We start from the raw sequence: 12,339 nt of genomic DNA on the forward strand, positions 1-12,339 counted from the left end.
GTATAGGGTATTATAACTGACAAAACGGATTAAGTTTTGCTTTGCCAGAATACAGTAATATATAATTCATTAATTTTTATAATTATGACAGAAGAATTCAAAATCATTGAGAAAGAAGACATTGCTTCTCTTAAGTTCCCAACAACAGATGTTCTTGACGATGATAACGAAATAAAAACTAGAATAAGTGATATCAATAGGGCTTTATCATTGGGTAATTTAGAACATTCAAAAATTAAAATTTTCTTTGAAGACAACGAATCCAAAAAAATAGTAGATACTACGGTTTGGGCTGTTACAGACAAAAATGTTATCTTAAAGCAAGGCGTGATGATTCCAATTCACAGAATATATAAGTTGTTTTAGGGTATAGATTTTTTAATTATTTAGAGCGGTTGTTTTCATCACTCCCTTTGCCAGTACAAGCGTCCGGCTTATGACTATTGCGATGTGAATCCAAAACTTTTTATTAAAACGGGTAATTTTTAGTTACTATTCACTCAAAACGTTTCGGTATTTAGTATTACCGTTTTTAATTACTTTTGAAAAAAAATAATATGGGGTTCAAACATGTATTTATAGCCAAATTAGATTGGCTTTTTTCTAAAAAGGAAGCGGCGACGTATACTAAAAGTCATACCATAACGATTGCCGGTAAGGCTGTTTTAAATGTTTCGGCTGCTAAAACTTTCAAAGGAGATCCTGCTTTGTACAATCCTGAAGACCTGTTATTGAGCAGTGTGGTTTCCTGTCATATGATGTCTTACTTATATGTTTGTAAACAAAATGGTATCGACGTGTTGTCATATACAGACGAAGCGGAGGCAACTCTGGAGGTTTTGGCCGACGGTAGCGGACGTTTTATTGCAATTAAACTGAATCCGAAAGTTCGTATCAGCAACAAAGAAAAAATAGGGGAAGCGCTTAGCCTTCATGAAAAAGCAAATCAACTCTGTTTTATAGCTAATTCCTGTAATTTCCCAATTCTACATTTTCCAAGTTGTGAAGTTGCTCCTACAAATTAAAGGTTGTGCATTTTACTTTTTTTGGATATTAATTATAAAATAGCAATTAAATCAGCTGGCTGGTTTAATACATGTTTTGCTCCATTTGAAAGTAATTCTTCCTCTGGTCTATATCCCCATGAAACCCCTACGGCAAACATATTGGCATTCGTTGCCGTTTGCATATCAATACCGGAATCCCCTATGAAAATAATTTCTTCAGCTTTTAATCCAAAGTTTTTACTTATTTCCACTGTTTTAAACGGATTTGGTTTTTTTAGTGATTCTGTCGTCAAACCTACTATTGGATTAAAATAATCAGGAAATAGGGTTGCTGTAATTTCCTTTGTTAGGTCATCTGCTTTATTCGAAAATACGCTTAGTTTTATATTGCGTGATTTTAATTCGTCTAATAATTCGAATATCCCATCATAGGCTTTTGTTTTATGCGTACAATTATCACGATATACGTTAACCATCAAATGGTAACAATGATCAATTTGTGTTTCCTCATTATGTGTTGCCGGCAAGGCTTTAGTTACCAAATTTCTAAGGCCACTACCAATAAAATATTGATAAGCATCATAACTGTGAGTAGGGAAGTTGAGGCTTTGAAGGACACTGTTCATAGCATCTGCAATGTCTTCCAGTGAATTCACTAATGTTCCGTCTAAATCAAAAATAATTCCTTTAAATTTCATTTTTTATTCTTTAAATCAATCGAAAGAATGCGTTTTTCGATTGTTGTTTTGGGATCAGCGGCAAAGGTAGGGATATTGTTTTTTATCTTAGAATGTACAGCTGGTTTAATCTGGTTTTGTTTAAATAGTTTCAATTACACTCTCTTGTAATCTCCTGGATTTTGGTGTAACTTCAATTCGGTTGAAATCATCTTCCGAACCGTAACCTACGGCCATTGCAAATAGTGGTTTGTATGCTGTCATGTTAAGTATGTCCATGTATTTATCCGATTCTATACCTTCCATTGCTGTCGAATCCAGACCTAATGAAATACTAGCCGTCAAACCAACTCCCAAGGCGATATAAACTTGTTTGGACAGCCATATTTTCAAATCGGCTTCTGGCATACTCGCTTTCATTTGATTGTACCAATCCCTTCTGGCTTGCGGTAATTCGTTGTCTACCACTTTTTGAAAAGCATTCAAATCATCCGCTACACTAAAAACCACTAATAGTTGCGCTTGATTTATTTTTTCTTCATTATGCATGGAAACTGAAGCTAATTTTGCTTTAATTTCTGGATTTTGTACAAATGTAAATTTCCAAGGTTGAATATTTATAGAAGAAGGAGTGAGGCGTAAAACTTCTTTCAAATCTTCAATTTTTTCTTGTGGTATAGCCTTGTCAGCGTTGTACTTCTTAGCTGTATATCTTTTTTTTATTAATTCTAAAATATTCATGACTCTGTTTTTTAAACGGTTGTAATAGGATTAATTATTAGCTGCAAAGTTAAGCTAATAATAGGTTTAAACCATTTGATTGAGGTAGTAGTGAAAGGCATTTTCTACGAAGTCATATCAGATGTTCAAAAATATACCTTTCATCAAACGGGACTTCAAACTTATCTAAAAATGCTAAATATTCCTCTTTGAAGGTTTGTTTCTTATGATGCTCTTCCTGATTGGCAATGTATTTATAAACAGTATTAACTTGGGAATGGCTATACGAAAAAACACCATAACCTTCCTGCCATTCAAATCTTGATTTTGTCAGTTGATGGTCATTGATATATTTGGATGATTTTGCTTTAACGGTTTTCATCAATTCTGAAATTGAAACCACTGGTTTCAATCCCAAGAAACAATGCACGTGATCTTCAACACCATTAATAATAATGGTTTTGCACCCAGTTTCATTAATCAAATTACCAATTACACCCATTAGTATAGATTTCCATTCCTTACTAATTACGGCTTCTCGATACTTTACTGCAAAAACTGCTTGAATGTAAACTTGATGATAGGTATTTGCCATTTTTTTTAGATGGATCTTTATTCGTTTTTATTTAGATCAATGGATTAAATTCGTAGCTATAACATGTACCGTTCCTGTGGAACTTTTACCTACGTTTTGTTTTTAACATCAACGGATTAAAATCCGTTGCTACAATATGTACCGTTCCTATGGTAACTTTTACCTACGTTTTGTTTTTAATACCAACGGATTAAAATCCGTTGCTACAATATGTACCGTTCCTGTGGAACTTTTACCTACGTTTTTGTTTTTAATACCAACAGATTAAAATCCGTTGCTATAATATTTACCGTTCCTAAGGAACTTTTACCTACGTTTTGTTTTTAATAGCAACGGATTAAAATCCGTTGCTATAATATTTACCGTTCCTAAGGAACTTTTACATACGTTTTTGTTTTTAATACCAACGGATTAAAATCCGTTGCTACAATATGTACCGTTCCTATGGAACTTTTACATACTTCTCGGAGCCATCGGCTCGACCTATTTTGTAAGGCTGGACTTTAGTCCAGTTGACACAACGGAACTCCCATCACAAAGAGCCATCGGCTCGGCACATATCACTACTACACCAACTACCAACTAAACTCCTTTTTCATATTCAATATACTCTGTCTTAATAAACTCGAATCATAATACTTATATACCATTTTAACTTTCTCCTAAGTCGGCTGACTTCGCACAGCGAGTTATTAGACAGTTTGACGTTCCCTTGCTACAAGTGGTTTGGGGTTAAATTAAGCCTATTTTCGGATTTGCCAAATCATCCCAAATACAAAACCAACTTTCTATTAAGCCTATTGCCCAAATCCGTTTTAGTAGCTGTTACCAGCAGCAAAATTTTTCAATTATATTTTGAAGTTTTCGATGATATAGTTTTTTATTTCAAGAAGAAATTTGTCGTAATCATTTAGAAATTTTTTAAGTTCAATTTGTATAAATTTTGCTTCACTTTTTAAGTCATTATAATGTAAGTTATAAGCAAAAACTACAGGATATTCAGAACCTTTATACGCCATTATTTGAGGATTGATAAATGAATGTTTGAATGTGTTTGATATTTCATTCAACAATCTCAGTAAATCCTTGTTTTTTTCGATTACTTCTATAAAAGGCGTTTTTAAGTTTAAAAATTCTCCTATAGAACTTACTTTAATTTTTTTTGGATATTTACCATTACTTTTGAAATCGGTGCACAAAGAAATTAATGAAATTATTTCATCAGTAGTTTTTCTCAACCAATAAAAAATTTGCTCGGTTATCATTATATCTAAATATGATTCGTCTAAATTATACATTGCAAAACCTTCGGTTTCTCTTTTATGTTTTTCGATATAAAATTTTTGATATAAATCTATAATTTGAGAATTCACGCATTCAATTCTAATAACTATTTGAGTATAATTTAAATTTAGATTACCAAAATCACTATCTGGATTTAAACTTATAAATTGCTCTGCATTAAAATGTGTTTTATACTTTTTTAATGATTCCAAAATTGGATATTCCATTTTTTTACGATTTTCGGATTTATTGCTTGTAACTTGCATATACTCCCTATTAAGTAGCGACTATACAACCGTAATTGGTAGATTATCGCTATTTTATAGCAATATAGTAAACAAATATATTAAATTTTCTTACAAATTATTGATCAACTTTTTATTCCAATATGATTTATAACAGAATCTAACTTTAATAAAAACACTTTTTTCGAAAACTTTATTCTGGAAAAAACTCGTTATTAAATAGCCCCGATGGGAGCAAGTATCCTTTTTTATAAACGCTTTTAACCTTTCAGCGTTTAGAACGCAGATAGAGTTGCGTTTAAAAAAGATACTGCGGACAGCGGGACAACTCGTCATGAAAAATTAGAAATGTTCTGCTCCTAAAAAAAGACATAAAAAAACACCGGCCTTTCGACCGATGTTTTCATTATTTTTAAAATGATTTGGATTAAGAAACTAACTCGGTTTGATTCCTAAAAACCAATTTTCCATCAAACGCATCTATCAAAACGATGCTATCAGTCGTTATTTTTCCGGATAGAATTTCTTTGGATAATTCATTGAGAACATCTCTTTGAATCACTCTTTTCACAGGTCTAGCGCCAAATTGCGGATCATATCCTTTCTCAGATAAATAGGCAATAGCTTCTGGAGTTGCATCCATCGTGATGCCTTGTTGTGCTAACATTTTGGTTACATTTTTCAGTTGTAACCCTACGATTTGGGCAATATTTTCATTAGTCAATGGCGTAAACATCACAATTTCGTCAATACGATTGATGAATTCAGGACGAACCGTTTGTTTCAATAATCCCAGCACTTCCACTTTTGCAGCTTCGGTTGCGGCTTCCACGCTTCCTTTTAGATTTTCGAATTTCTCTTGAATAATCTGGCTTCCCATATTAGAAGTCATGATGATAATTGTATTTTTAAAATCAGCCAAACGCCCTTTGTTATCTGTCAAACGTCCTTCATCCAAAACTTGTAGCAAGATATTGAACGTGTCCGGATGGGCTTTTTCGATCTCATCCAATAAGATTACAGAATAGGGTTTTCTACGAACGGCTTCGGTCAATTGTCCGCCTTCATCATAACCCACATATCCCGGAGGGGCACCCACCAAACGGCTTACGCTGTGGCGTTCTTGGTACTCGCTCATGTCAATACGCGTCATTGCATTCTCGTCGTCAAACAGGTATTCGGCCAAAGCTTTCGCCAATTCGGTTTTACCAACTCCTGTAGTTCCAAGGAAAAGAAAGGTTCCCACCGGTTTTTTCATATCCTGCAATCCCGCACGGCTTCTGCGCACGGCATCACTTACCGCTTGAATGGCTTCTTCCTGTCCTACAACTCGGTGGTGCAATTCATCTTCCAGTTTCAATAGTTTTTCTCTTTCGCCCTGAAGCATTTTCATCACTGGAATTCCAGTCCATTTGGCCACGACTTCCGCAATGTCTTCGCGGGTAACTTCTTCTTTTATCAATGAAGTCCCAGATTGGTTTTCTTGTAATTCCTTGAGTAAAATGGCTAAGCGTTCTTGTGATTCTTTGATTTTACCGTAACGAATTTCGGCTACTTTTCCATAATCACCATCGCGTTCGGCACGTTCGGCTTCGTATTTGAAGTCTTCAATTTCCGTTTTTACGGTTTGAATGTTATCGACTACATCTTTTTCTGATTTCCATTTGGCGTAGATTTCATTGCGATCTTCTTTGAGATTGGCCAAATCCATTCCTAAAATTTTGAGTTTACTTTCGTCTTTTTCTCGTTTAATGGCTTCAATTTCAATTTCCAACTGCATGATTTTACGATCCAAAACATCGAGTTCTTCGGGTTTCGAATTGATTTCCATACGCAGTTTTGAAGCGGCTTCATCCATTAAATCGATGGCTTTATCCGGAAGAAATCGGTTCGTAATATAGCGTTGTGATAATTCGACAGCAGCAATAATAGCGTCGTCTTTAATTTGGACTTTATGGTGCGTTTCGTATTTTTCTTTGATTCCACGCAAAATCGAAATAGCACTTTCGGTATCCGGCTCTTCGACCATTATTTTTTGGAAACGTCTTTCGAGTGCTTTGTCTTTTTCAAAATATTTTTGATATTCGTCTAATGTAGTTGCTCCAATGGCACGCAGTTCACCACGAGCCAACGCCGGTTTCAGAATATTGGCCGCATCCATAGCGCCTTCACCACCACCGGCTCCCACCAGAGTATGGATTTCGTCAATGAATAAAACAATATCGCCTTCAGCAGAAGTCACTTCTTTCACCACGGATTTTAATCGTTCTTCAAATTCTCCTTTGTATTTGGCACCGGCAATCAGCGCTCCCATATCAAGGGAATACACAATTTTATCTTTTAAATTGTCAGGAACATCTCCATCGACAATTCGGTGTGCCAATCCTTCAGCAATAGCAGTTTTTCCCACTCCGGGTTCTCCAACGAGCATTGGGTTATTTTTGGTTCTACGGGTTAGAATTTGTAACACGCGACGAATTTCCTCATCACGACCAATAACGGGATCGAGTTTCCCGGTGCGGGCCAATTCGTTCAGGTTTTTGGCGTATTTATTTAAAGAATTATAGGTTTCTTCAGCAGATGCCGAAGTCACTCTTTCTCCTTTTCGTAATTCGTCGATTGCGGCTTTTAGTCCTTTTTCGGTAACGCCTTGGTCTTTTAGGATCTGGGCAACTTTACTTTTGGAACCAAATATGGCTAAAATTAAATGCTCAACAGAAACGAATTCATCATTCATTTTTTTGGCAATAATCTCGGCTTCGTTTAGCGTTGAATTTGCGGTTCTGGAAAGCATAATTTCTCCACCGGAAACTTTTGGGAAGCTTTGTATTGTGCTGTCTATTATTTGTTCTAATAAACTCACATTTACGTTCAGTTTCTTCAATATAAAAGGAGCCACATTTTCATCTACTTCAAAAATAGCCTTGAAAATATGCTCGTTTTCTATTTGTTGTTGCCCGTGACTTTGCGCCAATTGTTGGGAAAGCTGAATGGCTTCCTGAGATTTGATAGTAAATTTATTTATGTTCATGATGGTATATTGTTTTGTTGTTATTTGACTAACTTTGCGAATTATATTCAATATATATTCCAATACAATAATACAGACAAATTGACGGAAATTTCATGATTTTTATCATACTTTAAAGTCAAAATGTCTTAAAATAAGACAATTATGAGTTTTTTTCAAAATATTTTTAATAGTTCAGACGACAAGGATTTAAAAGAAAACAAAATCAACTGGAATGAACTAACCGATTTGGGGCAACTGAATGAAATTATTTTCATTTCGAATGAAAAACCGGTAGCAATTTTTAAGCACAGTACCCGATGCAGCGTAAGTAGGATGGCGCTGAAACAGTTTGAAAATGAATTCAATAGCTCAGATAAAGTTACGCCTTATTTTTTAGATTTAATAGCGCATCGCGATATTTCTAATGCCATTGCGGATCAATTTAGTGTAACGCATCAATCCCCACAATTGATTTTAATTAAAGACGGAAAAGCCGTTTACAACGTTTCTCATAGCGATATTGATGCGGAGGAATTGGGTAAAAAGGTATAATAATAAACAGTTTGAATTTGAAATATAAAAAAAATCCATCAGCCGCGACTGATGGATTTTTTGTAAGAATTATTTTGGTTTTGAATTAATAAGAATCTTTCATTTTCTTTTTTATGGCATCCAAACAAAGGTTGTTGATGCTTCCTTCATGCGTATGTTTGGTTTCTTTTGGAGATTTAAAAGTGCCATTTTCCAGTTGTTCTGCAACGGCTTTATAGGCATCTCTAAAAGGCATTCCCGCAACCACCATTTCGTTTAAGGAATCTACCGTAAACAAATAATCGTATTTTTTATCGTCTAAAATGTGTTCTTTTACCTTGATGTCTTTAATCGCAAAAATCGCGATATCCAAACACGCTTTCAGGTTTTGAATCGCCGGAAACAACCCTTCTTTCAACAATTGTAAATCCCTGTGATAACCACTTGGAAGGTTGTTGGTAATTAAAGTAATTTCGTATGGCAACGCTTGAATTTTGTTGCATTTCCCACGAATTAATTCAAATACATCAGGGTTTTTCTTGTGTGGCATGATGCTCGAACCTGTTGTAAGATGCGAAGGCAAAGTGATAAAATCAAAATTCTGACTCATATACAAACAAACATCCATCGAGAATTTAGCCAAAGTTGCTGCCACACTACTCATAGCAAAAGCAACTGTTTTCTCTGATTTTCCACGGCTCATTTGTGCCGCTACCGAATTAAATTTTAAAGTTTCAAAACCTAATTCTTGTGTGGTAAATGTCCTGTTGATAGGAAACGAGCTTCCGTAACCTGCAGCCGAACCTAATGGATTTTGGTCCACAATTTTCAAAGCGGCATTCAGCATCGTTATATCATCAATCAAAGTTTCGGCGTAAGCGGAAAACCACATCCCGAAAGAAGATGGCATCGCAATTTGAAGGTGGGTGTAACCTGGTAACAATACATTTTGGTGTTTATCTGCGGATTCCATCAGTAAATCAAAAAGGCTTTTTACTTGCTCTTTAAATGCTGCAACGACATCTTTCAGGTATAAATTGACGTCTACCAAAACTTGGTCGTTACGAGAACGGGCGGTGTGAATTTTTTTTCCGGCGTCGCCTAGTTTTACAGTTAGCAGGTATTCGATTTTGGAATGCACGTCTTCAAAGCTGTCTTCGATTTCAAATTTTCCGTTTTCAACATCTTTTATAATTTCTTCCAAAGCCAAAACCAAAGAAACGGTTTCAGAATCTGTTAAAAGACCGATTTGACCCAGCATTTTTGCGTGAGCTATTGAGCCCAAAGCATCGTATTTGGCCAGAACTAAATCCAGTTCTCTGTCATTTCCAACGGTGAAATGTTCGATTTGCTTATCGGTTGGTATTCCTTTTTCCCAAAGTTTCATAGGTGTATTTTTTTGCTGCAGGGACAAGTCGCGACTTGTCCGTACTAATTAATTTTGAAAAAATCAGTTAGTATTTTGATGTACAATTGGATTCCTTCTTCTATTTCGTTTATAAATATAAATTCGTCTGCCGAGTGTGACCGCAGGGTTTCGCCAGGTCCTAATTTCAAGGATTGACAACTCAAAACCGATTGATCCGAAAGGGTAGGCGAGCCGTACGTGGTTCTTCCCAGTGCTATTCCGGCTTGCACTAATTCGTGTGCCACAGGAATTGATGATGCGTTTAAATGCATCGAACGCGGATTGACTTCGGCAGTCAAATGTTTTCTTACGGTATCTAAAATTTCTTGATTGCTGTAACAATCATTCACGCGAATATCTACAACCAAATGACATTCGGCAGGAACTACATTGTGTTGCTTTCCTGCAGATATTTGCGTAACAGTCATTTTTACAGGACCTAAAACCTCAGATATTTTTTCGAATTGATAGCTGTTAAACCACTCAATAACGGGTATCGCATTGTAAATAGGATTGTCAGGATTGTTATGCGCGGCATGACTTGCAGTACCTTTGACGATGACATCGAGTACTAATAACCCTTTTTCGGCTACGGCCAATTGCATTAAAGTAGGTTCGCCAACAATGGCACATTCCAGTTCCGGTAAATGTTTCAATACGCTGTTTAATCCATTTTTTCCGCTGCTTTCTTCTTCGGCAGAAGCGACCATCACAATATTGTAAGGCAGATTTTCATTTGAATAAAAATATACAAAAGTGGCTAAAAGAGAAACCAAACATCCTCCCGCATCATTACTTCCCAATCCAAATAATTTACCGTCTTTTACGATGGCTTCAAAAGGATCGTTGGTATAACCTTGGTTTGGTTTTACGGTATCGTGATGTGAATTGAGTAAAAGCGTAGGTTTGGTGGTATCAAAATGTTTATTGAAAGCCCAAACATTATTATTCTCTCTTTCGAAAGGGATACTATTTTGTGTAAACCAATTTTCGATTAAAAGTGCTGTTTTGTCTTCTTCACTTGAAAAGGAAGGCGTTTCAATCAGTGCTTTTAATAGCGCAATGGCTTCTTGTGTAAGGATTTCTATACTCTTCATAGTGTAATTGTAGTGTACAATGCCGTTTTATCTTGCAACATCCTGTGATGACCAATTTTTATTTTTTGAACTCCTTTGGACAAACTATTGAAACAGTTGTCTAATTTAGGAATCATACCGGAATGTATCGCTTTTTCGGCTTTTAATTTGGAATATAATTCTTGATTGATGTTCTCAATTACCGAAGAATCATCTTCGGCATCATATAAAACGCCCGGTTTTTCGAAGCAATAATTCAATGTGACATCAAAAACTTCCGATAAAGCAATCGCTAATTCACTGGCAATTGTATCTGCATTTGTGTTTAATAATTGTCCTTTTCCATCGTGTGTTATGGCGCAAAATACAGGAACTATTCCGTTTGAAAGTAACGTTTCCAATAATGGTGTGTTCACTTTTTTGACATCGCCCACAAAACCATAATTGATTGTAGGATGGTTTCTTTTATCCGATTGAATTAAATTTCCATCAGCACCAGAAAACCCCATCGCATTGGTGGATTTTGCTTGCAATTGGGCAACAATATTTTTGTTGATTTGACCGGCATAAATCATCACAACTACATCAAGCATAGGAGCATCGGTAATGCGTCTTCCATCAATCATTTGAGGAACTAAACCAATGCTTTCCGCCATTTTAGTAGCTGATTTTCCGCCGCCATGAACGAGTACTTTATAGCCTTCAATCTTAGAAAAATCAGATAGAAATTGTGATAATTCCGTTGGATTATCAATGATGTTTCCCCCAATTTTTATTAATGTTACCAGTTTTTTATTTTCCATTTTCCAATATTTTTTGCAACACTAATTGGGCGGCGTAGGTTCTATTATTGGCTTGTTCGATAACAATTGAATTTTCGCTGTCGATTACTTCATCAGTAACAATTACATTACGTCTTACAGGTAAACAGTGCATAAATTTAGCATTGTTAGTCAGTTTCATTTTATCGGCAGTTATGGTCCAATTTGGGTCGGAATTGGTTATTTGTCCGTAATCATTGTAATTGCTCCAGTTTTTTGCATAAATGAAATCGGCGTTTTCGAAAGCTTTATCTTGGTCGTATTCAATCTTGGAATCTTTCGTGATTTCAGGATTCAATTCGTACCCTTCCGGATGCGTAATGACAAAATCAGCATCTTGCAATTGCATCATTTGCACAAAGGAATTGGGAACAGCCTGGGGTAATGCTCTGGGATGCGGTGCCCAAGTCAACACTACTTTTGGTCTGTGTTTCGTTTTGTGTTCTGCCATAGTAATGGCATCGGCCAGTGATTGTAATGGATGTCCTGTAGCACTTTCCATATTGACAACAGGTACGGTGGCATATTTTAAGAAACCCATAAGAACGGTTTCTGCATTGTCTTTTTCTTTGTCTATCAGTCCGGCAAAAGCTCTGATGGCAATAATATCGCAATATTGAGAAACAACTGCTGCTGCTTCTTTGATGTGTTCTGAAGCACCAGAGTTCATGATGGCTCCATCTTCAAATTCAAGCGTCCAACCTTCACTGGTAAAATTCATTACCATGACGTTCATTCCTAAATTCAAAGCTGCTTTTTGCGTACTCAAACGTGTTCTCAAACTGGAATTAAAAAACAACATTCCCAAGGTTTTGTTTTTACCCAGTTTTTTGTTTTTAAGTGGCTTTTTCTTGATTTTTAATGCTTCTTTCACCCATTTGTTGAGCGAATCTATGTTTTGTATGGAGATGTAGTTCATTGTCTTATTTGTTTAATCGGGTTATTTGTTTAATCGATTAACC

The 12,339-nt window shown here is 35.8% G+C and carries 12 protein-coding genes; 3 read left to right on the forward strand and 9 right to left on the reverse strand.

The features are described from left to right. Positions 1–84 precede the first annotated feature (84 nt). Together ACM55H_RS12750 and ACM55H_RS12755 are read left to right on the forward strand one after the other, a co-directional pair. On the forward strand, positions 85–366 hold the full coding sequence (locus ACM55H_RS12750; protein ID WP_416836846.1) for a hypothetical protein: 282 nt from the start codon (positions 85–87) through the stop codon (positions 364–366). A 191-nt stretch (positions 367–557) separates the two neighbouring features. After that, the gene (locus ACM55H_RS12755) at positions 558–1,025 is read left to right on the forward strand and encodes an OsmC family protein (RefSeq protein ID WP_416836847.1); all 468 of its coding nucleotides are present in this window, start codon (positions 558–560) and stop codon (positions 1,023–1,025) included. Between the two features lie 32 nt (positions 1,026–1,057). On the opposite strand, the gene ACM55H_RS12760 is transcribed toward ACM55H_RS12755, so the two are convergent. The 5 genes from ACM55H_RS12760 to clpB form a co-directional block, all read right to left on the reverse strand. Then, complete coding sequence (locus tag ACM55H_RS12760) at positions 1,058–1,705, reverse strand: HAD family hydrolase (protein ID WP_416836848.1); 648 nt, start codon at positions 1,703–1,705, stop codon at positions 1,058–1,060. 120 nt (positions 1,706–1,825) lie between these two features. Next, a complete protein-coding gene (locus ACM55H_RS12765) occupies positions 1,826–2,425 on the reverse strand; it encodes a nitroreductase family protein (protein ID WP_416836849.1) in 600 nt (199 codons plus the stop codon). 112 nt (positions 2,426–2,537) lie between these two features. Further along, positions 2,538–2,999, reverse strand: a complete 462-nt coding sequence (gene tnpA, locus ACM55H_RS12770) for an IS200/IS605 family transposase (protein ID WP_416836850.1) — start codon at positions 2,997–2,999, stop codon at positions 2,538–2,540. An 848-nt stretch (positions 3,000–3,847) separates the two neighbouring features. Beyond that, positions 3,848–4,510, reverse strand: a complete 663-nt coding sequence (locus ACM55H_RS12775; RefSeq protein WP_416836851.1) for a hypothetical protein — start codon at positions 4,508–4,510, stop codon at positions 3,848–3,850. A 445-nt stretch (positions 4,511–4,955) separates the two neighbouring features. Next, complete coding sequence (gene clpB / locus ACM55H_RS12780; protein WP_416836852.1) at positions 4,956–7,559, reverse strand: ATP-dependent chaperone ClpB; 2,604 nt, start codon at positions 7,557–7,559, stop codon at positions 4,956–4,958. A 144-nt stretch (positions 7,560–7,703) separates the two neighbouring features. Here clpB and ytxJ point away from each other — a divergent pair, with 144 nt between their 5' ends. After that, entirely contained in the window at positions 7,704–8,093 is a 390-nt protein-coding gene (ytxJ, locus tag ACM55H_RS12785; protein ID WP_416836853.1) for a bacillithiol system redox-active protein YtxJ, read from the forward strand. Between the two features lie 85 nt (positions 8,094–8,178). Here the strand turns inward: ytxJ and argH are convergent, their stop codons facing one another. Genes argH through ACM55H_RS12805 form a run of 4 tightly spaced genes read right to left on the reverse strand, consistent with a single transcriptional unit; the run spans position 8,179 to position 12,296 of the window. Next, entirely contained in the window at positions 8,179–9,459 is a 1,281-nt protein-coding gene (argH, locus tag ACM55H_RS12790) for an argininosuccinate lyase (RefSeq protein WP_416836854.1), read from the reverse strand. A 44-nt stretch (positions 9,460–9,503) separates the two neighbouring features. Beyond that, positions 9,504–10,577 (reverse strand): M20 family metallo-hydrolase, encoded by a 1,074-nt coding sequence (locus ACM55H_RS12795; RefSeq protein WP_416836855.1) that lies wholly within the window; start codon positions 10,575–10,577, stop codon positions 9,504–9,506. After that, positions 10,574–11,359, reverse strand: a complete 786-nt coding sequence (gene argB / locus ACM55H_RS12800) for an acetylglutamate kinase (RefSeq protein WP_416836856.1) — start codon at positions 11,357–11,359, stop codon at positions 10,574–10,576. The genes ACM55H_RS12795 and argB overlap by 4 nt, the downstream gene beginning before the upstream one ends. Beyond that, the gene (locus ACM55H_RS12805) at positions 11,349–12,296 is read right to left on the reverse strand and encodes an N-acetylornithine carbamoyltransferase (RefSeq protein ID WP_416836857.1); all 948 of its coding nucleotides are present in this window, start codon (positions 12,294–12,296) and stop codon (positions 11,349–11,351) included. The genes argB and ACM55H_RS12805 overlap by 11 nt, the downstream gene beginning before the upstream one ends. Positions 12,297–12,339 lie beyond the last annotated feature (43 nt).

It is taken from the genome of Flavobacterium cryoconiti, from assembly GCF_048158645.1.
Taxonomy (GTDB): Bacteria; Bacteroidota; Bacteroidia; order Flavobacteriales; family Flavobacteriaceae; genus Flavobacterium; species Flavobacterium cryoconiti.

Bases quoted from the DNA above. Each gene is read 5' to 3' on its own strand.
- ACM55H_RS12765 (WP_416836849.1), bottom strand. From the start codon at position 2,425: ATGAATATTTTAGAATTAATAAAAAAAAGATATACAGCTAAGAAGTAC.
- argB (WP_416836856.1), bottom strand. From the start codon at position 11,359: ATGGAAAATAAAAAACTGGTAACATTAATAAAAATTGGGGGAAACATC.
- clpB (WP_416836852.1), bottom strand. From the start codon at position 7,559: ATGAACATAAATAAATTTACTATCAAATCTCAGGAAGCCATTCAGCTT.
- ACM55H_RS12760 (WP_416836848.1), bottom strand. From the start codon at position 1,705: ATGAAATTTAAAGGAATTATTTTTGATTTAGACGGAACATTAGTGAAT.
- tnpA (WP_416836850.1), bottom strand. From the start codon at position 2,999: ATGGCAAATACCTATCATCAAGTTTACATTCAAGCAGTTTTTGCAGTA.
- ytxJ (WP_416836853.1), top strand. From the start codon at position 7,704: ATGAGTTTTTTTCAAAATATTTTTAATAGTTCAGACGACAAGGATTTA.
- ACM55H_RS12795 (WP_416836855.1), bottom strand. From the start codon at position 10,577: ATGAAGAGTATAGAAATCCTTACACAAGAAGCCATTGCGCTATTAAAA.
- argH (WP_416836854.1), bottom strand. From the start codon at position 9,459: ATGAAACTTTGGGAAAAAGGAATACCAACCGATAAGCAAATCGAACAT.
- ACM55H_RS12755 (WP_416836847.1), top strand. From the start codon at position 558: ATGGGGTTCAAACATGTATTTATAGCCAAATTAGATTGGCTTTTTTCT.
- ACM55H_RS12805 (WP_416836857.1), bottom strand. From the start codon at position 12,296: ATGAACTACATCTCCATACAAAACATAGATTCGCTCAACAAATGGGTG.
- ACM55H_RS12750 (WP_416836846.1), top strand. From the start codon at position 85: ATGACAGAAGAATTCAAAATCATTGAGAAAGAAGACATTGCTTCTCTT.
- ACM55H_RS12775 (WP_416836851.1), bottom strand. From the start codon at position 4,510: ATGGAATATCCAATTTTGGAATCATTAAAAAAGTATAAAACACATTTT.